Genomic DNA, 19,865 nt, shown 5'->3' on the forward strand with positions numbered 1-19,865 from the left:
TTATCTTTAATCTAATTTGTTAGTAAATACGAATTATTAATAAACAATCAAAGTTTTTAAATATTCAAGCTACTGTTGTATATGTACACAATTTACTCAATCAACTATTAGTCTATTAGACTAAGGTTTAATAATTATTGAGTGTTCATATACTTTTATTTAATAGTATGTTTTTTATGTAAATAGGGTGTAGCCATGAGGATTATAGATAAGATAATCGTTGTTTGAACTCAGATACAACTAATGTCTAATATTTAATAGTGCACTGCTGAGTAATCCTTGATGAAAAGCCTAAGGCAAGTAATATAAATTGGAGACTAATATGTCACAAAGTATCTATCCAGTTCCTGCGCACATTAAAAACGCAGCGCTCGTCGATAATGAAAAATATAATACGATGTATAAACAGTCTATTGAGGACCCTGAAGGGTTTTGGGCTGAGCACGGTAAGCGTCTTGACTGGTTTACTCCATATTCAAAAGTAAAAAACACTTCATTTGATAAAGGCCATATCAATATCAAATGGTATGAAGATGGCTACCTTAATGCCTCATATAACTGTATTGATCGTCACTTAAAAACAAAAGCAGATAAAGTAGCGTTAATTTGGGAAGGCGATGATCCTTCGCAAAGCGAAAATATTACCTACCAACAACTACATGATGAAGTTGCTAAATTTGCCAATGGTTTAAAAAAGTTGGGTGTGAAAAAAGGTGACCGTGTTGCCATTTACATGCCAATGAGCCCACAAGCTATATATGCAATGCAGGCTTGTGCTCGTATAGGCGCAATTCATTCAGTTATTTTTGGTGGTTTTTCACCGTCAGCTATTGCGGATCGTATTAACGACTCGGGCGCTAAAGTGGTGATCACGTCAGATGAAGGCCGACGTGCAGGTAACTGTGTTCCGCTCAAAGCCAATGTAGATGAAGCCGTATTACAAGATTCAGTCACCACTGTTGAACATGTAGTGGTACATAAACTAACGTCAGGCGATGTTGATTGGCACGACCATGATATTTGGTGGCATGACTTAGTTGCAGATCAAGCGCCAGAGTGCGAACCTGAACACATGAATGCTGAAGACCCGCTGTTTATTCTGTATACCTCGGGTTCTACGGGTCAGCCTAAAGGTGTGGTTCATACCACCGGTGGCTATTTAGTCTATTCATCTATGACCCACGAATACATTTTTGATTTAAAAGACGATGATATTTTTTGGTGTAGTGCTGATGTTGGCTGGATCACAGGTCACAGTTATATTGCTTACGGGCCGCTCGTTAATGGGTGTACGCAAGTCGTATTTGAAGGCGTACCGACTTACCCAACAGCAGGTCGTATGGGTGAAGTGGTTGATAAACATAACGTGACAATTTTATACACAGCACCTACTGCCATTCGTGCATTGATGGCCAAAGGCGAAGAGCCGATTGCCAGCTCACATCGCGACAGCTTGCGCATTTTAGGTTCTGTGGGTGAGCCAATCAATCCAGAAGCATGGACCTGGTACTATGAAAAAATTGGTAAATCTAATTGTCCAATTGTAGATACGTGGTGGCAAACTGAAACCGGTGGCATCATGATTGCGCCATTACCAGGTGCAACCGATATGAAACCTGGCTCTGCAACTCGTCCATTCTTTGGTATTGCACCGGCGTTATTTGATGCTGAAGGCAATACATTAGAAGGTGCGGTTGACGGTAACCTTGTGATTTTAGATAGCTGGCCTTCACAAGCACGAACCGTGTATGGCGACCATGAGCGCTTTGAACAAACCTACTTTAGCGCTTATCCTGGTGTGTACTTTACTGGTGACGGTTGTCGTCGCGATGAAGACGGTGATTATTGGATCACAGGACGCGTTGATGACGTACTTAATGTGTCTGGGCACCGTTTAGGTACTGCTGAAATTGAAAGCGCATTAGTTGCTCATGAAGCTGTAGCTGAAGCGGCAGTGGTAGGTTACCCACATGATATTAAAGGCCAAGGTATTTACGTTTATATAACTCCTAATGAAGGCGTTACTGTGAGTGATGAGCTGACCAAAGAGATCCGTAATTGGGTACGTAAAGAGCTAAGCCCAATAGCATCACCCGATATGATTCAATGGTCGCCAGGTTTACCAAAAACTCGTTCGGGCAAAATTATGCGTCGTATTTTACGTAAAATCGCGGCAAATGAGTACCAACAGCTTGGTGATACCTCAACACTTGCTGATCCGTCAGTGGTTGATGAGCTAGTAGAAAATCGATTAAATCGTTAATTTCGCGTTAAAAGCTTGATTAGAAGTTGATTCTAAACGTAGTATATCGGCTGTTGTCTATTGGACAGCAGCCGAATTTTTGGGAGTGAACAATGAGTCAGTTTTTAATAGCGGACGATCATCCGTTATTTCGTGAAGCACTAAAGGGCGCTTTGAGTGCAAAGTTTGCGGGTTTGGAAGTATTTGAATCAGCGGATTTTGATAGCACATTGCAGGTGTTAAGCGAACAAGAAGATCTTGATATATTACTACTAGATTTACACATGCCAGGTAACGGTGACTTATACGGCTTGATCCGTATACGTGAAGATTACCCAAGCTTACCTATTGCGGTGGTTTCGGGTAGTGAAGATGTAAATATTGTTTCGAAAGTTATGGGTTATGGGGCAATGGGGTTTATTCCTAAGTCTTCATCATCTGACGATATTGCCAACGCAATTAACCAAATACTTGAAGGCGATACTTGGCTGCCAACCGAGCTAAAAAGTAAAGTGGCTGAAATCGAAGGCGCAGATAGAGAAATTGCCGCACAAGTGGCATCACTTACTCCACAGCAATACCGCGTTTTACAATATTTGCACGAAGGTTTACTGAATAAACAAATTGCGTACGAACTTCACATTTCAGAAGCCACAGTCAAAGCACACATTACTGCCATATTTAGAAAACTCGGTGTTTATAACCGAACTCAAGCTGTTTTAATTGCTGCAAAACTACAACTAGAACCCATAGAGCAAGCCTAAGCAGACTAAATAAGAGGCGAGAGCCTCTTTTTTGCAATCCCATTACAACAAACCAATTAGTTAATTACCATGACATAACAAGTCATTCATCTTTATTACATGACCTGCTCAGAAAATAATGCTAGGTTACGGGCATTTTGTAATTAAGAGAGCATGGTATGTCAGACTCAATAGACTCACCACACACATCCCAAGATGAAAATCAGGTCGCAAAGGGCGGCTGGTTCAATCGATTTTTAGCCACAGTAGAATTTTTAGGGAACATGCTTCCCCATCCAATTACCTTATTCGCGCTGTTTTGTATTGCCATTATTTTATTTAGTGGCGTTGCCGATTGGTTTGGACTAAGTGCCATCGATCCTCGTCCTGAGGGCTCTGCTGGGCGCGATCCAGATGGTGTAATTGAAGTGGTTAGCTTACTCAGTGCTGAGGGCTTACAGCGTATTGTAACGGGCTTGGTGACTAACTTTACCAGCTTTGCTCCATTAGGTACGGTGTTAGTGGCGCTATTAGGTGTGAGTGTTGCCGAGCATTCAGGGTTATTGTCTGCGGCAATGCGTGGCATGGTTATGGGTGCATCTAAACGCTTAGTAACCTTTATGGTGGTCTTCGCTGCTATTTTATCAAACACAGCGTCTGAGCTGGGTTATGTAGTATTGATCCCCCTAGCGGCAATGATATTTCATAGCTTAGGTCGTCATCCGCTTGCAGGTCTTGCTGCAGCGTTTGCTGGTGTATCGGGCGGCTATAGCGCTAATTTATTACTTGGCACTATCGATCCGTTATTAGCGGGTATTACTACGCCTGCAGCACAAATGATTGACCCAACTTACCAAGTTGGCGCTGAAGCAAACTGGTATTTTATGATGATTTCGGTGTTGCTAATTGCTGTTTTAGGCACACTTGTTACTGAGAAAATTGTTGAGCCACGTTTAGGTAAATATAATCCAGATGAAGCCAGTGAAGATTTAGCTCAAAATAATATTGCGGGTTTAACTGACAAAGAAAAATCAGGTTTAAAATGGGCTGGGGTTTCATTACTTCTGGTTTCATTGTTACTTGCTTGGACTATTGTTCCTGCCGACGGTATTTTACGTAATCCTGAAACGGGGCTGGTTGCTCACTCTCCGTTTTTAAAAGGGATTGTGGTGTTTATTTTTGTCACCTTTGGTATTCCAGGTTTTGTGTATGGTCGCGTGGTTGGTACCATGAAAAATGATAAAGACGTGATCAATGCCATGAGCAAAAGTATGAGCTCTATGGGCATGTACATTGTATTAGTGTTTTTTGCTGCACAGTTTGTGGCATTTTTTAAATGGACTAACTTAGGTACGATTTTAGCGATTAATGGTGCCGCATTACTACAAGCACTTAGCTTAACTGGACCGGAAGTATTTGTACTGTTTATTTTAATGTGTGCGTTAGTTAACTTAACTTTAGGCTCATCGTCAGCGCAGTGGGCAGTAACAGCACCTATATTTGTTCCTATGCTGATGCTTATAGGTTATGCCCCCGAGACAATTCAAGCGGCTTACCGTATTGGTGATTCAGTAACTAACTTAATTACTCCGATGATGAGTTACTTTGGTTTAATCCTCGCGGTTGCCACTAAATACAAAAAAGACATGGGAATAGGTACTTTGGTAGCCACTATGTTGCCATACAGCTTAATTTTCTTTGTTGGCTGGGTGGTACTGTTTTATTTATGGGTATTTGTTTTAGGTATGCCAGTAGGCCCTGGGGCACCAACGTATTACACACCCTAATTAGGTAAGGTTTAATATTTACTTATAAAAAATGCCAGCTTAGTAGCTGGCATTTTTAATTTTGATATAAAGCTAATTATGAAAATACCACGGTTTTATTGCCATTAATAAACAGCTTATGTTCTGATGCTAGTTGCAGTGCTTTAGAAAACACCGTTTTCTCTACATCTTTACCCATTTTAGCCATCATCTCAGCTGTATTCGCATGAGTCACACTCGATACGTCTTGTAAAATAATAGGGCCTTCGTCTAGCTCATTATTAACAAAGTGAGCCGTGGCACCAATAATTTTCACACCACGTTCAAACGCCTGATGATATGGTTTTGCACCAATAAAAGCAGGTAAAAATGAGTGATGAATATTAATGATTTTACCCTCAAAACGACCTACAAATTCAGGGCTTAAAATACGCATATATTTAGCTAGGCCAATAATGTCTGGGTTATAGCTGGCAATTAAGTCACCGACTTTTTCGTCGTGCTCACTGCGCGTAAGTCCTTCATGAGAAACCATATGAAAAGGAATATCAAACCCTTTCACTAGAGGCTCTAAAGTAGGGTAATTGGCGATAACGGCTAGTATCTCTATGTTTAGGGCTTGTTCAAATTGCTTAAGTAACATGCCGCCCAAACAATGAGCTTCTTTTGTAGCTAATAGTACCACTTTGGTTTTTTCTTCACCGTGCAGTGCCACTTTTGCGCCAGCAGGTAATACATCGCGCAGTTGTGACAAAAACTCAGTGTGTGGTTCGCCAGTAAGCTCTGTGCGCATAAAAAAGCGCTGCGCATCTTTATCTACAAATTCGTTATTACGAATAATATTTAAATTGTGCTCATTACACAGTCCGGTAATTTTGGCGATTAAACCTATATCGTCTGCGCATTGGGTGGTTAGTATATAACTCATTTTCCTCATTCTTACCCAGTAGTTAGTTGCTTCATTATTTGTGTTTTAACTCAGAAAGCAAGGCCTTTGTGTGATGCCCAATATTTAATTTTCATTAAAGCTAAAATAGTGTTACTGAGGTTAGTTAAGATTTAATCGTAAGGTAATAAGCTGTGCACTAGTAAGAATTTATAGCATGAGAAAAATCAGTTATTTATTACTGCTTTTATACTATCGTCTAGTTATAAAGTTGATTTTAGTATGTTTTACTAACATACGAGTGTATTAAATTGCGCAACAACCCTGTTTGTGCTTAATTTATATACAAGTGTAGCGCTGTTGTCAGTAATACAAACAATGGAAACGTAGTTGCTAAGTGGCTGCAAAATAAAAAGCTTGATAGCTTATAATGTTAATTGGAGAAATAATGGGTAATTTAAGCTTAAAAACCAAATTGCTACTGCTGGCTGTTTTACCTTTGATTGTATTACTAATCAGTTTTATGGCAGGTTCTTATTATTTAGAGATGCAAAATCAACAGCAAAACTTTAATGAGTTCAAAACTAAATTAATTGCTGATAAACAAACTCTATTAAGAACAGAAATAGAAATCGGCTCTAAAGTAGTGCAATACCAATTAGCGCAAGGAAATGAACAAGACGCTAAAGATGCGTTGCGAGATTTAACCTTTGGTGAAGATGGTTACTACTTTATTTATGATACCGATGGTATTAGTGTTTTTCATGCATTACTGGGTGATGCGATAGAAGGGCAAAGTAAAATAGGCATGACCGACCCTAACGGTAAAAAAATAGTGGTTGGCTTACTTGAGCAAGCGCGTAAAGGCGGTGGCTCGTTTACTTATCATTTTCAAAAGCCCAATACTAGCGGCTTAGTCGAAAAAATTGGTTATGCAGCCATGATCCCAGGTACTAATTGGATGATAGGCACTGGCACATATATGGATGATATTGAAGCCGAACTGGTAAAATATCAAACAACCATGGAGCGCCATTTAAGCGAAAAAATGACCACTTTGGTTTTAATCTCACTTCTACTGCTTGGTTTAGCAGCAGCCGGTGCGTTGTACGCTTCTAATAATATGCTAAAACCAATTAAACGTATGGTGCAAAGCTTAGACGATATTGCCAAAGGGGAGGGGGATTTAACCCGACGTTTAGAAATAGATACTCATGATGAAATTGGTCAGTTAGGTGAATCTTTCAATGTATTTGTGAGCAAGCTACACAGTATTATTGCCGGAGTGGTTGATGTAACAAGTGACGTTAAAACAGCTTCTTCAGACATTAATACGCAAACATTGCTAATTGAAGATAAATTATTAAAGCATAACCATGAAACCGATTTAGTGGCAACAGCGATTACCGAAATGTCAGCAACCTCGCATGAGGTAGCGCAAAATACCACGCAAGTTGCGGTATCAACGCAGGCAGCGACAAAAGAAGTGGCCAACGCGCAAGATTGTGTAGATGTTTCACTGAGCGAAGTATCAAACTTAATGAGCGAAATTAATCAAGCCGCGGAGCAGGTTAACTCCTTGAGTGAGCAATCTAAAAAAATTAATAGCGTATTAAGTGTAATTGGTGGCATTGCTGAACAAACAAACTTACTGGCATTAAATGCGGCTATTGAAGCGGCACGCGCAGGTGAGCAAGGCCGTGGGTTTGCGGTGGTGGCTGATGAAGTAAGAAGCCTGGCGAGTAGAACCCAAGACAGCACATTAGAAATTAACGAAATGCTAAGCGAGTTACATAATTTAGTAACGGCAGCGGTTGATGCAATGCATGCGAGTCAACAAAGCTGTAACCGCTCAGTTGAGTCTTCACGGGCTATATCTGAAAGCTTAGGTGCGGTAACTACGTCCGTGACCACCATTAATGATATGAGTACACAAATTGCCACTGCCGCTACCGAGCAAAGTAGTGTTACAGAAGAAATTAACCGTAACGTGTATGCTATTCAAGAAATAGTTAATGAGTTAACACAGTCGAGTAAAACCACTTCTTCAGTTAGTAAGCACTTAGCGGGACGCGGTGAGAACTTGGGTGACCTAGTGGGGCAATTTAAAATATAAATAGCGCTGAGTTATTAATTTTTTAGCAAGCCGTAACGTGTTTAGTTACGGCTTTTTTTGGCTTTATTTTTAGCTAAAGCGCGATAGTTTATAGCACGCTACAACCATAAATATTTAACAACACAGCGATTTTTTAATATTTTTATGCGTGTCTAATGTACACTATTAGCTATTCTCATTAATAAGTGCTTACTTATTACAGTAAATTTATAGTGAAAGACTATTTTAGGGTTTTTAAATGATAGAGTATCCGGTTGATCAGTTACCACAACTCATAAACGACTTATTGCAGTGTGATACCACTGAGCGCAAAAATAAATTACTTATTGATGCTCAGCAAACCTTATCAACGGAACACTTATCCTTATTATTTGAAGCTATTCCTAAAGAGCAGCGCCTTGAAATTTGGCATTTACTAGATGAAGACACGCAACACGAAATTTTCGTTAATTTAAGTGAAGATAGCTGTTTATGGTTACTGCAAACCCTAGATGACAGTGACGGTTTTAAATTATTAGACGAAGTTAACGTTGAAGAGCTGCTTGAGTTAGAAGAAGTGATCCCGCAGCGCTTTATTGATTATGCAAAAAAGCAGCTTGATGAAGCACAAACCAAACAATACGAGCTGGCGCAACAATATACGCCTGAGCAACTAGGTCACTGGATTGGCTTTGACTTTTTAAAGGTGTCAGACAAACTCACAGCCGGCGGCGCTAAAAAGTTACTCCACAAAGGGTTACCGCAGTACAGCGAAGTGATTTATTTAGTGAGCCGCAAAGGCAGCTTAATAGGCGAAGTGGCAGTTAATGACCTGATAAAAGCGCATGATAATGAGAGTTTAATGACCTTAGCTAATCATGACTTTACCTCATTGCATGCAGACCATGATTTATATGAAGCCGCTGAAGTGGTTATTCATAGTGAACAAATGGCCATGCCCGTGGTTAATGCCGATAACAAACTAATAGGGCGATTAACCATTGCATCTGCTTATGAATTACGTCAAGAAATCGCTGACGAAGCCACAGCAAAGGCGGGTGGTTTACGAGAAGACGAAGACCTATTTGCTAGTGTTCGCAAAAGTGCTAAAAACCGAGGTATTTGGCTAGGTATCAACTTAGCGACGGCATTTTTAGCCTCGTGGTTTATTGGTTTATTTGGCGCCACCATAGAACAAGTGGTTGCTTTAGCTGTATTGATGCCGATTGTCGCTTCAATGGGGGGTATTGCCGGAAGCCAAACCTTAACGGTTATAGTGCGTGGTCTTGCGCTTGGTCAGGTTACCGACTCCAACCGTAAGGCACTGCTTAAAAAAGAGCTGCGTGTGGGCGCGGTAAATGGCTTGGTATGGGCTTTAGTGATTGGCTTGCTAACTTTCCTATGGTTTAACGATATTATGCTTAGTATAACCATTACTGTGGCGATACTGCTTAATCTAGTGGCTGCGTCGTTAGCGGGCGTAGTGATCCCGTCTATCTTAGATAAAATGAAAATTGACCCTGCATTATCAGGCTCAGTTATTTTAACCACAGTCACTGATATTGTCGGCTTTGTAACCTTTTTAGGATTAGGTAGTTTGTTACTACTGTAATTTTTATATAAAGATTAATCTCTTATCTACAGCATTTAAAATTAATCTAAACGCCAGTAAAGTAACTCAATTTAGTGGCTTTTAGGGTAGATATAGCGCCATGGAATGGCCTTTAATTTAAACTTTAAACAACAGTACTTATTTTATTTCTACCTTCGGTTTTTGCGCGGTACAAAGCCGTGTCTGCGGCGTACAACAGCGCCTCGTAGGTACGGTATTGACTATTGTGCTCACAGGCAATCCCTTGGCTCACACTAACTTTAACCTCTGGTGGCAGGCCTATATCTGTAAATGTCATCGCATTAATTTGTTGTTGTACATGCTTGGCAACAATCGTTGCACTTTTTATATCGCAACGCGGTAAAATAATAGCAAACTCCTCACCGCCATATCTCGCTGCCAAACACTCTCTTGACGGGATACAATGCAAAAGCATTTTTGCAATTTTTTGTAAGCATTTATCACCTTTAATATGCCCATAGGTGTCGTTGAATTTTTTAAAGTGATCTACATCAATCAATATGCTGGTTAGAGGTTGTTGGCTTTGAATACTTTCTTGCCAGTATTTTTTTAGTGACTCATCTAAAGCTAAACGATTAGCGAGCCCAGTTAAGTGATCGGTTGAAGCTTGTATTTTTAAACGGTTGTACATCGCTTTATGCGTACTGAGATCATGAAGTATGCAAACGTATAATTTTTGCGCCGATGCAATACTTTTTGGCATGCTAGATATTGATAAGTCTGCTTCAATAATATCACCATTCGCTTTATTTATTTTTATTTCATTTGGGCCAAAGCTAAGGGAAGTATCTTTAATGTCTATCCAATTTAATAACGTCTGTTTATATTTATCAAGGTCTGCACCGTGTAAAAACGACAGTAAATTTTCGCCTATTAGAGATTGCTGAGAGTAACCTAATAGCTGTGCTGCTTTTGGGTTTGCAAACTCAAAATCACCTTGTTCATTAATTACAAATATTCCTTCAGCAGTGCCATTAAACAATTCAATTAAAGCACTAAATTGAGCATTTAAAAAAGGGCTCGATGAAGCACTCTCGAAGGAGAGCGCTTTATCATTTTTAATTGCTGCAGTTTCTTTGTTATTAATTTGTTTAGACACGTTTTAGCCTTAGCATGGTACAGACGTTTTTGATGTCTACAAATTTACTTAAAAAAGTGCAATTAAACCTTTCGGTAATCTTCTGTTTTTAACTTGCTGATATTTAATGATAAAAACCATATTTGCACAGGTTTTAAGTAACCTATGCAAGGTGAAAATTAGTTACTCAGCAATTGAAAGTTGAGGTTTTTATTATAAATTAGTAATAAAGGATAGTTATTAATGATGCTGCTTGGTATGTGTAAACGTTAAAGTGTTTGGCTTATAAAATTGCAAAGGAATAAATCAGCCCTGTGCAATTTAAAAATCAATAATTAATCGATGTTAATTAATTTTCACCTCTATTTTCAACTTGCGGATCAGTGCTTTCATAGGCTGTGCCGTTGCACTCAACATTAAATATCAAACAGGCAGTACCTGGGTTTTCATCGGTATCGATAATAGTAATTTTGCGGCCATTATCGCTTACTTTAAAGCTGAAGTTTTGGGCGCAAGGCGTTTCTTTATCGACATCAGTAATAGTCGCGCCAGTAAATAAAAATCCATTTTCAATTGTGGTTTCATCTAAACTATAAATGCCCGCAGTCTCGGTTCTTACAACTCCGCCGCCAGAGACTTCTTTGTTATCTTTAAAGTATGTAAAATTGGCGTTGTCGTTACTGTCTAATTCAATATTTACAGTAAAGTTAATTTGTTCTTGAGAGCTATCCATATTATTTCCTTTTGTATTCGTGGTTATAGTTTAAAGTGAGTAATGCCTAATTTAACTAGACTTGCTTTTATTTTGGGGATTTCGTTTGCTCTATTTAAGCAGGTGTATGCCTGTAACAGCGGGTGCGTTACGTGAACGCTTTGGTTTATTTTTACTGTTTCAGCAATGGCTTTAAGCGCATTTAAGCAAAATTGCTCTCGCTGTACGGTATTTTCAGCTAATTTAGCTTTAAGTAAATTTATATTCGTAAAGTCTACATTATCACCACTCTTTGCTTTATTAGCTATGTACTGTTGGTAGCTTGTATCATTTTCAAGGGCTGTTAAAAACTCATATGCTTTAAGTGGTGACTGTCTATCAATAAAGTACTGTATAAGGATCAATTGAGTATTAATTGCAAAGTTATTTTTAAAGTCCTGCACTTTCAAAAAGTTAATAATATCCTTAACTCGGTTATCAATGTTTTTATTAGGTGAAAGCATTAGCTGGTGGGCTAAAAAACGATAATAAGAATGTTGAATGTCTTTACTTTTTGGATCTTGCAATCGTGCGGTATTAACTGTTTTTGTGGCTTGCTGTGCTTTTTTGTAGGCTGGTTGTTTATTTGGCAGGTAGCTCAAAAGGTAGCTTTGTTGAATATAAGTATAAGCTAAACTGCTTGATAAACTGGCATCATCTGGATATTCAATTAATAAACTTTTTAACTCATTAGATGCATTTTCATACATGGTTAATGCGGCATTAAAGTTACCAAGCCTTTCTTCAGTTTTTGCAAGCCAACTAATGGTGTCTGCTTTATCGCGCAATAAATTTTTGTTATTGGGTTTAAGCTCAAGGGCTTCATTTTTAAGGGTGAGCGACTTTGTAAAGCGTTGTTTCGCGGCAGTGTAGTTAAATTGCTTTAAATACAAAGAACCCAGCGAATTATGCGAATACGATAGCTCCATAATCGAGTTAAAATCATTCGGTGCTAATGAATACATTTTCTCACTGTAGGCATGATATTTTTTAAATAATGGCTCAGTGGCTGCGTAATCGCTTTTATCATAATGAAGCTGACCGAGCCAAAAAGCATTGGCACCGGCAAGGGTGAGTAGTTCTAAATTATTTGGTTGTATTTTTAAAAGTGCCTCAAGACGCGTGCGGGCGTTTTCAAAGGCGGTTTTAGCCTCATTGGTTTTACCGCGCGAATAGGCCACTTCGCCCATGGCCTCAAGAGTTTGTGCATATTGAAAGCGGTTGTTAAATTCGGCTTTTTGGTCGTTAAAACTAAAAAGAGAGCTGGGCTCTTCTGCTTGATTGGTAAAATACTCCAGCGCTTTATTACTAATTCCATCGAGCAAATCCATACGCTTAACGCTGCGCAGTTTATCGGCAAAGTCACCGACCATAAAGCCAAGTAGGCTTTCGGCCTCTTGGCGCTTTTGCTGTGCAAGTTGCTGCGCTTGAAAACTAGTGAAACTCATGAATAGGGCAACACAGGTAAGTAAGTAAAGCAGTGCAATCGTGCCGCGTTTTATTATTGTTTTTGTTTTACTATTTTTGAGAGAGTTATTTATAAGGGCGCGTTCGTCATTGTCTAGTTTGAATATATTGTCGTTTAATAACGTGAGCGCTTCTTGCAATGGTTTACCCGGTGCTAATAGGTAAGCGCTACTTTTATGTTCATTAAGCCAGTGTTGCGTGTGGTGGTGCAAACGGCTTTTAATAGCAAGGGCATCTTTATGATCGTTTATCCACTGTTTAGCACGTGGCCATTGGCGTAATAATGCCTCGTGGGCAAGGCTAAAGCAGGCTTCTTGGTTTTGTAAATGCGATACAAATAAGCGGCTATCGACCATGGCTTGAACCAGCTCTTTTTGGCTGGTGTTGGTTAATGCTTGTAAGCGGGCCGCACGGCTAGTAATGGTTTTACCATCTGGGTTTAGCGTCACTAACTGCGATAATACGCTTTTTAGTTGTTGTTGTTGTTTTGCGCTCAGCCCAATAAAAACATCTTCTGCCTTTTTACCAATGGCGCCTTCAATACCGCCGAGTTTTTCATACACGCTGTGCAATAACTCATTATTATCACTGCGCTGTAAATACAGCTCTTGCAGTGTGTATTGCAACATGGGCAGGGCATCAGGATTGTTGGCGGTATCTGCACACAGTATTTCATCCAGCGGAGTTTTGGTTTGCGGGTCGTGTGAGAACGTTAAATTAGCGGTTAATGCCGGCAAGCGAATAATTTGTTGTAGTTCCTGGCGGTTGGGAGGGGTTAAATCATAATGGGCGCCATTCGCTTTTGCGGCCATAAGGCTGGGTTGCTCTACCACTAAAGGGTAAAAGTCGTTACGACACGCACTAAATACGATCACCGCTTTAGAGGTGGCTAAACGTTCAATAATCGATAAAAAATGACTTCGGGTGTTGGGACTAAATAGTGGCGATGAAAGCAGCACCTCTAAGCGGTCTATAAACAAAAAAAACTGCGGTGTGTTTAGCTTTGTATTTGCCTTACTGATTGCAGTTTGTAACGTGTTTATCGCTTCGTCAATTGTGTGCTCTAATTGCTGCGCCAGTGTTTGCGAGCTTAATCCTTCAAATACGGGGTGTTGGTTTATATCCCAATCAAGCATGGCAGAGGCTAAATCTAAATAGAGCCTAGTTTGATGCACATCTGCAAAGTCGAGCTGAGTGTATGAAACAACGCCAATACTATCATAACCTCGCTCATCAAGTAGCTTCGGTAAAATACCCGCATTGACTAACGACGATTTACCCGTACCACTTGGGCCAAGTATTAAGCAAAAAGCACGGCCAGATTTTACTTGGTTTGATACGTTTTCGAGTAAGGTGGTGATGGCTTGGTTACGACCAAAAAATAAATGAGTATCGGTTGGGTTATACGCGCTTAAGCCTAAAAAAGGAGAACCGCCTTGCCACGTGTTTACAGGGCTTGATGTATCTTCTGCAAATGGAAACTCAAGCTTTGCAATAATACGGTAGCCGCGTTTACGAATGGTTTCTATGTATTGCGGGGAGCTTGCCTTATCACCCAGTGCTTTTCGCAGTTGTGTGATGGTTTTATGCAGTGGGTTATCGCCTACTTCAATGTTTTGCCAGCACTGATTGAGTAACTCGTCACTGGTGACCATATCGCCTTTTTGTAAGCACAGATATAATAATACATCCATTGCTTTAGGTTCTAATTGTGTTACTTTTTCAGCACATTGTATACAATTGCTGGCAGGTGTTACCTGCCAGTCGCCTAAATAAAAAGGTGATTGATGCATAAGGACTCGTTATTATTTTATTTGTAAGCACGCTTAATTAATTTAATATGATTTAAAATCATATTAAGGTTTTTATTTATTTTAAGTCGCTTTTATTAAGCGTAACAATGCGTTGTGGAAACGGAATTTCAATATTGGCATCGTTAATCGCTTTATACACACCGCCATTTATAGCGAGTTTAGTTTCAATAATTTTAGTGGTGGGCACCCAATAACGATAACTAATGGTGACTCCGCTATCAGCAAAGCGCTCTATGCCAATTTGTGCATTGGGTTTTTTAGCGACGAGTTCGTGATTGACTAATACGTTTTCAATAAGGCTTATCGCATTATCACTACAGGCACTGTAGGCTATGTCTATTTCACCTTTTACCAGTGAATAATTAAATGAGTTATGCAGAATTTCGCCAACAATATGTTTGTTAGGAATGGTTATTTCTACTTTTTCTTCATTAATTAATATGGTGTGCCCCAGCTCAATTACTTTTACTTGGCCGCTAACACCTTTTACTTCTATGGTATCGCCGACCACAAATGGCCGTGTAGCAATAATAGCAAGCCCCGCGCCATAATTAGAAAGCATACCTTGTAACGCTAAGCCTGCGCCTAATGAGGCGGCACCTATTGCAGCAACAAATGGGGTCACACTAATACCAATTTTACCCAGCGCAATAATGATCACCATAATGATCAGCAGTACTTTTACAACATTACTGACAAAATTAGTCAGGGTGATATCAATGTTGTGGCGGGTCATTAAGTTTGCGACAACTTCGGCGAGCTTTTTAGCGACCCACAGGCCAACGAGTAGAATAAAAATAGCGCCCACTATTTGCATACTGTAGGTAACTAAATACTCGGTAAGTAGGGCGTAGTACTTTTCAAATTGCTGAATTTCGGAACTGATCATGCTGGGCTCTATTTTTAGCGATACTGTTATCTGCTTACTATAACAAAGTGTTAACTAAAATTGGATATAATAGTGGTACTATCACTGCGGTTAATAATGCACTGAGTGCCATAGCCACTGATGAAAATGCGCCTATTTTTGGGTGTTCGGCAATAGCTGCCGCCGTACCAATTGCATGGCACGCGGTACCGATTGCAATTCCTTGTGCCTCAAAGTTATAAATCTTAACTAATTTGAGTAACATAAAGCCAAACAAAGCCCCCAATAAACCAATAAAAATAACCATGGCAGCGGCAAGCGAACTAATTCCTCCTAATGAGTCAGTAACCAGCAGTGTGATAGGCGTTGTTACACTGAGTGCCGCAACAGAGGCGCTCAGTTGTGAGGGCACAGCAAACAAAATACTTAATACAAAAGCCACTAGTGTGGCGTTAACAATACCTATACTGCAAGTAGCGACAATTAATAGTAAGTTTTTACGTACGTGCATAAATTGCTGATAAAGCGGCAAGGCTAAAGCAACAATGGCCGGCTCTAATAGCCAACTTAGTAACTGACTATGTGAGGCAAATTGTGAATAGGGTAATTTAAGGTTGACTAACAGTAGGGCAATAATGCCAATGCTTAAAAAAACAGGGTTGGTTAATGACTTTAAAATAGTCTGATTTATTTTAAGATTAACCGCTCTTAGTGCAATAAAGAGAATAATAATAAATGGCACGGTTAACCACCATAGGCTGGGGGTTATGCTGGTGGTTAAGTTAGTCATTATTAGCTCTGCCTTTAAAATAGCCCACTAGGCTTGCCACTAAAATTAAACTACTGAGTGGGACTAATAAGACGACCGCAGTTAAGAAAGGCCAATGTGATTTAATTAGCCCTAAATGTTCTATAAAACCGACGCCTGCAGGAATAAAGAAAATAGGCATTACATTCAAAATAGGTGATGCGCAGGGAGCGAGTTGATGTTCTTTAACTATGCCCAATAACAGTAACGTTAGCAGCAAAACCATGGCGAGTAGAGGAGCAGGAAAACTTGCATCAAGAAGATGCATAGTGAATTTGCTTGTTGCCAAGCACAATAAAATAATTGCGCTACTTAGTAGGTATTTCATTAATTTGGCTCACTAGAATAGAAGAGCCTAACTTTAACAAATAACGCTGTTTTATGCATTGTGCCTTAGTATTACCATCAATGTTACCAGCGCTTGGCGTTTGAAAACTCAATATCAGCTTTCCCTTTAGCTTTAGCAATGGCTTTTTTAGTATTAGGGTTGATCAGTAAGCGAATTTGGCTCCATGTTTCTTTGGCGAGTATTTTTCGAGCTGGGGCTTTATAGCTTTGTTGAGTCACACGCTTTATTGCGGCTAATGTGTCAGGTGAGCGCGCTAGCAGTGTATCAAGCATCTCTTTAGTTGCTTTATCGGTATCGTCGGTTGTTTTTGTTACTAAACCGAGTTCAAAAGCGTCTTGTGCGTTTATTGGTTCGGCATGGCTTGCTAGGCAAAGTGCTTGGTCGCGTTTTACTAAGCCTGAAAGCATAACATTAGCGCCCATGTCTGGGCATAACCCCCAGCGCGCTTCCATAATGGCGAGTTTGGCATCGTGATGAACAATCCGGTAATCAGCCCCGAGCGCTATTTGCAATCCACCACCGAGGCAATTTCCGTTAATTTTAGCAATTACAGGCACACTCAATGACTGCCAGCCCAGTACGACCTTTTGCGCTAGGTTTTGATTACCAGGTAGCCATTTGAATAGGAGCTTTATGATATTGAATGGTGAGGCCATAACCGCGTTAATATCGAGTCCCGCACAAAAGTGTTCGCCTTCACCGGTTAATACAACCGCACGAATACTGGCATCTCTTTTTATATTTTTAATCACCTTGTTAAGCTCAACAAACATAGCAAAGCTTAAGGCATTTTGTTTTTCTACACGATTTAATGTAACAGTGGCAATACCCTGTTTTTTTTCTAATTTTATCATTATGCACTCCTCTGACCTGTTGTTTGAGCTTATGTTTTTATTGATGTTAAGTAAAGTGGATGAAGATGAATAAAAACAAAGTGAATTTTTTAAAGCAAATGGGGTCTGTTATCTTTAACGATTAACTTAATTTTTAAGGGTAACACCTTACGCTAACTAATCGTTAATCTATCTATAAGTATTAGGAATAAATAAAAAAGTCAGTATTTAACGTGTTTTTTTATCAAAACCCCAACAACTTTTGATATTATGATACCCACTTAAAAGCTCAGAGGTTAACCATTCATGTCAGGTCCACGTTTATTTACGATAGAAGAAGCAACTCATCAAGCTTATGATATTTTTTTAGAGCTAGCTCCCAATAATTTAAGCGATAAAGATGTTGAAGAATTTAACCTGCACCGTGAAGAGCTAGGCTTTATTGAAGAAGATGAGCCTGATGAACAGTGGCAAGACTTTGTTGCCTTAGAAATTGAACCTGAGCATTTTATTCAAGTATTAGTAGGCCTTGAGTTTGATAATGAAGACGTATTATTTGCGAAAATTTTAATTAGCCGTGATAAAGATGCACCTTTTTGTCATATTTTGTGGAAAGAAAGTGAATAACCATTTCTCCGCTTTTTTGTTATTGCCATTTGCAAGAGAACGTATTTTGCGAAACTCCTTTGTATTACTGCTTTTATTATTTAGCTGCTTTAGCTGGGCTGTTGATCCTTTTGAAGATTTTCATGAGTATGGTCAGCTTTCAGATGAAGAGATTCATGAGTTACACAAAGGCGAAGTACTGTATGGCGATACCGAATTTGGTTTTATTTTAAGTAAAGGTAACACTAATTCAACCAGTTTTAAGCTTAAAGGGAACCTTTATCAAGATTTTGAAAACTGGCGAAATCAATTCAAAATAGACTCCCTCTACAAACGTGACGAAAATGAAGAAACAGGTGAGTCTGATGTGACTGCTAATCGCGTGTTTGTATCTGCACAAGGCAACTATAAAGTAGGGGTTAAAAACTCGTCGTTCTTTATTTATGGGGATTACGAGGAAGATGAATTTAGTGGCCTTGATTTTAAAAGCACGGTAGCAACTGGTTATGGTGCACGTGTTTATCAAGGGGTTAAAAATAAAGTAGATATAGATATTGGCCCAGGTTTATACCGCTCAGTTGCTGATGATGAGTCAACAGCACTTGAAGACGACAAAGACAAAATGGGCTATTTACTTCGTATTGCAATGCAGTGGGAACGGTTGGTATCTGAGCGCACCCGATTTAATCAGGATATTAGTATAGAGCAGTCATTGTCTGGGCTTAACTCTCGGTTAAAGTCAGAAACGGCATTAATTAGCCAAGTGGTTGGCGCGGTATCGCTTAAATTTGCGTATATGTACCGTTATAATTCTAAGCCTGAGGAAGATAAGCTTAAATACGATTCAGAGCTCAGTGCAACCTTAGTGTACAGTTTTTAATTTTTTTAACTTTTTAATTGAGAGTGTTATGTATCAGCATAAGCAGTATGCGGTATTTATATTTGTAGTATTAGCGTGGATCAGTGGTTTTGTTGCGCTTGCATGGAACTTAATCGGTGCCGATGCCCCATTAATCGTATTTGCGGGTATTTTAGTGCTGGTGGGTTTTTTATTTCATGGTTTAACCATTAAAGTTGACGAAACTCATATTAGCTGGGCATTTGGTCCAGGTGTTGCCGGCCAAAAATTAGCATTAGAAGACATAGTGGATGTAAAGGCAGTACAAAACTCATACCGTCATGGTATTGGTATTCGCATTACACATGATGGTTGGATTTATTCGGTATCAGGCTTTAGTGCGGTGCAATTAACGCTTAAAGATGGCACTCAGTATCGCTTAGGCACGAATGACCAAGAGGGGCTAGTTGCTGCGCTTGAAGATAAAATAACCCCAGGCGAAGTACCAGCAGCAGAGCCTCAAGTTAAATTACGTACGCATAATAATATGCTATAAAAAAAGCGCCTGAGGCGCTTTTTTTATTACTGCATTAGGGCTTAGTGCTCGTGACCACAACCGCCTTCGCCATGTACGTGGCCATGCTCAAGCTCTTCGGCTGTTGCATCGCGTACTTCTAAAATTTCTACATCAAAGTTAAGTGTAATACCGGCAAGTGGGTTGTTACCATCAACAATGACTTCTTCATCTTGAATATCGATGATCATTACTGATTGGTCGCCGTCATCTGTGGTTGCACGAAATTGCATGCCCACTTCAATTTCCATACCTTCAAACATTGATTTTGGTACGGCTTGCATTAAGTGATCATGACGCTCTCCGTAACCTTCTTCTGGTTCTACTTTTACACTTAGTGTATCGCCAGCTTGCTTGCCTTGCAGCGCATTTTCAAGCCCTGAGATCAGGTAGCCTGTACCAACGATAAAAATTAATGGCTCACCGCCAAATGAGTTATCAATGGTATTTCCGTCATTATCTAAAACAGAGTAATGCATTTTTACCACTTTATTTGCTGCAACGATCATAGTCA

At 39.6% G+C, this 19,865-nt stretch carries 17 protein-coding genes; 8 read left to right on the forward strand and 9 right to left on the reverse strand.

Features of this window, described 5'->3' with window-relative positions:
• Positions 1-322 precede the first annotated feature (322 nt).
• From acs to AAEY57_RS03465, 3 genes are all read left to right on the forward strand, one after another.
• Positions 323-2,263, forward strand: a complete 1,941-nt coding sequence (acs, locus tag AAEY57_RS03455; protein ID WP_008464207.1) for an acetate--CoA ligase — start codon at positions 323-325, stop codon at positions 2,261-2,263.
• 92 nt (positions 2,264-2,355) lie between these two features.
• On the forward strand, positions 2,356-3,006 hold the full coding sequence (locus tag AAEY57_RS03460; protein ID WP_008111545.1) for a response regulator transcription factor: 651 nt from the start codon (positions 2,356-2,358) through the stop codon (positions 3,004-3,006).
• A gap of 158 nt (positions 3,007-3,164) precedes the next feature.
• Positions 3,165-4,772 carry an AbgT family transporter gene (locus AAEY57_RS03465; protein ID WP_036934086.1) on the forward strand — a complete coding sequence of 536 codons (1,608 nt, stop codon included), beginning with the start codon at positions 3,165-3,167 and terminating at the stop codon, positions 4,770-4,772.
• 76 nt (positions 4,773-4,848) lie between these two features.
• Here the strand turns inward: AAEY57_RS03465 and purU are convergent, their stop codons facing one another.
• On the reverse strand, positions 4,849-5,679 hold the full coding sequence (gene purU, locus AAEY57_RS03470) for a formyltetrahydrofolate deformylase (protein WP_350606334.1): 831 nt from the start codon (positions 5,677-5,679) through the stop codon (positions 4,849-4,851).
• Positions 5,680-6,085: 406 nt separating this feature from the next.
• On the opposite strand from purU, the gene AAEY57_RS03475 reads away from it, so the two are divergent.
• Together AAEY57_RS03475 and AAEY57_RS03480 are read left to right on the forward strand one after the other, a co-directional pair.
• Positions 6,086-7,753, forward strand: coding sequence for a methyl-accepting chemotaxis protein (locus tag AAEY57_RS03475; RefSeq protein ID WP_008111551.1), 1,668 nt, complete (start codon positions 6,086-6,088; stop codon positions 7,751-7,753).
• Positions 7,754-7,991: 238 nt separating this feature from the next.
• Complete coding sequence (locus tag AAEY57_RS03480; protein ID WP_008111553.1) at positions 7,992-9,344, forward strand: magnesium transporter; 1,353 nt, start codon at positions 7,992-7,994, stop codon at positions 9,342-9,344.
• A gap of 124 nt (positions 9,345-9,468) precedes the next feature.
• On the opposite strand, the gene AAEY57_RS03485 is transcribed toward AAEY57_RS03480, so the two are convergent.
• The 7 genes from AAEY57_RS03485 to AAEY57_RS03515 form a co-directional block, all read right to left on the reverse strand.
• Complete coding sequence (locus AAEY57_RS03485; RefSeq protein ID WP_350606338.1) at positions 9,469-10,464, reverse strand: sensor domain-containing diguanylate cyclase; 996 nt, start codon at positions 10,462-10,464, stop codon at positions 9,469-9,471.
• 328 nt (positions 10,465-10,792) lie between these two features.
• Complete coding sequence (locus AAEY57_RS03490) at positions 10,793-11,176, reverse strand: DP-EP family protein (RefSeq protein ID WP_350606340.1); 384 nt, start codon at positions 11,174-11,176, stop codon at positions 10,793-10,795.
• A 23-nt stretch (positions 11,177-11,199) separates the two neighbouring features.
• Positions 11,200-14,454 (reverse strand): nSTAND1 domain-containing NTPase, encoded by a 3,255-nt coding sequence (locus AAEY57_RS03495; RefSeq protein WP_350606342.1) that lies wholly within the window; start codon positions 14,452-14,454, stop codon positions 11,200-11,202.
• Between the two features lie 76 nt (positions 14,455-14,530).
• Positions 14,531-15,364, reverse strand: coding sequence for a mechanosensitive ion channel family protein (locus AAEY57_RS03500; RefSeq protein ID WP_350606345.1), 834 nt, complete (start codon positions 15,362-15,364; stop codon positions 14,531-14,533).
• A gap of 37 nt (positions 15,365-15,401) precedes the next feature.
• Complete coding sequence (locus AAEY57_RS03505; protein WP_090495323.1) at positions 15,402-16,133, reverse strand: LrgB family protein; 732 nt, start codon at positions 16,131-16,133, stop codon at positions 15,402-15,404.
• The gene (locus tag AAEY57_RS03510; RefSeq protein WP_138563074.1) at positions 16,126-16,479 is read right to left on the reverse strand and encodes a CidA/LrgA family protein; all 354 of its coding nucleotides are present in this window, start codon (positions 16,477-16,479) and stop codon (positions 16,126-16,128) included. The genes AAEY57_RS03505 and AAEY57_RS03510 overlap by 8 nt, the downstream gene beginning before the upstream one ends.
• Positions 16,480-16,562: 83 nt before the next feature.
• Positions 16,563-17,354: a crotonase/enoyl-CoA hydratase family protein gene (locus AAEY57_RS03515; RefSeq protein ID WP_350606348.1), complete on the reverse strand. Its 792-nt coding sequence runs from the start codon at positions 17,352-17,354 to the stop codon at positions 16,563-16,565.
• Between the two features lie 285 nt (positions 17,355-17,639).
• Here AAEY57_RS03515 and AAEY57_RS03520 point away from each other — a divergent pair, with 285 nt between their 5' ends.
• Genes AAEY57_RS03520 through AAEY57_RS03530 form a run of 3 tightly spaced genes read left to right on the forward strand, consistent with a single transcriptional unit; the run spans position 17,640 to position 19,333 of the window.
• Complete coding sequence (locus AAEY57_RS03520) at positions 17,640-17,960, forward strand: HI1450 family dsDNA-mimic protein (RefSeq protein ID WP_008111572.1); 321 nt, start codon at positions 17,640-17,642, stop codon at positions 17,958-17,960.
• Positions 17,961-18,006: 46 nt separating this feature from the next.
• The gene (locus tag AAEY57_RS03525) at positions 18,007-18,819 is read left to right on the forward strand and encodes a DUF481 domain-containing protein (RefSeq protein ID WP_036934091.1); all 813 of its coding nucleotides are present in this window, start codon (positions 18,007-18,009) and stop codon (positions 18,817-18,819) included.
• 28 nt (positions 18,820-18,847) lie between these two features.
• A complete protein-coding gene (locus AAEY57_RS03530) occupies positions 18,848-19,333 on the forward strand; it encodes a hypothetical protein (RefSeq protein ID WP_008111576.1) in 486 nt (161 codons plus the stop codon).
• A 41-nt stretch (positions 19,334-19,374) separates the two neighbouring features.
• Here AAEY57_RS03530 and AAEY57_RS03535 read toward each other — a convergent pair whose 3' ends face one another.
• Positions 19,375-19,860, reverse strand: a complete 486-nt coding sequence (locus tag AAEY57_RS03535; protein WP_008111743.1) for an FKBP-type peptidyl-prolyl cis-trans isomerase — start codon at positions 19,858-19,860, stop codon at positions 19,375-19,377.
• Between the last annotated feature and the right edge of the window lie 5 nt (positions 19,861-19,865).

This window comes from Pseudoalteromonas sp. MER144-MNA-CIBAN-0113 (assembly GCF_040308965.1).
GTDB lineage: Bacteria > Pseudomonadota > Gammaproteobacteria > Enterobacterales > Alteromonadaceae > Pseudoalteromonas > Pseudoalteromonas tetraodonis.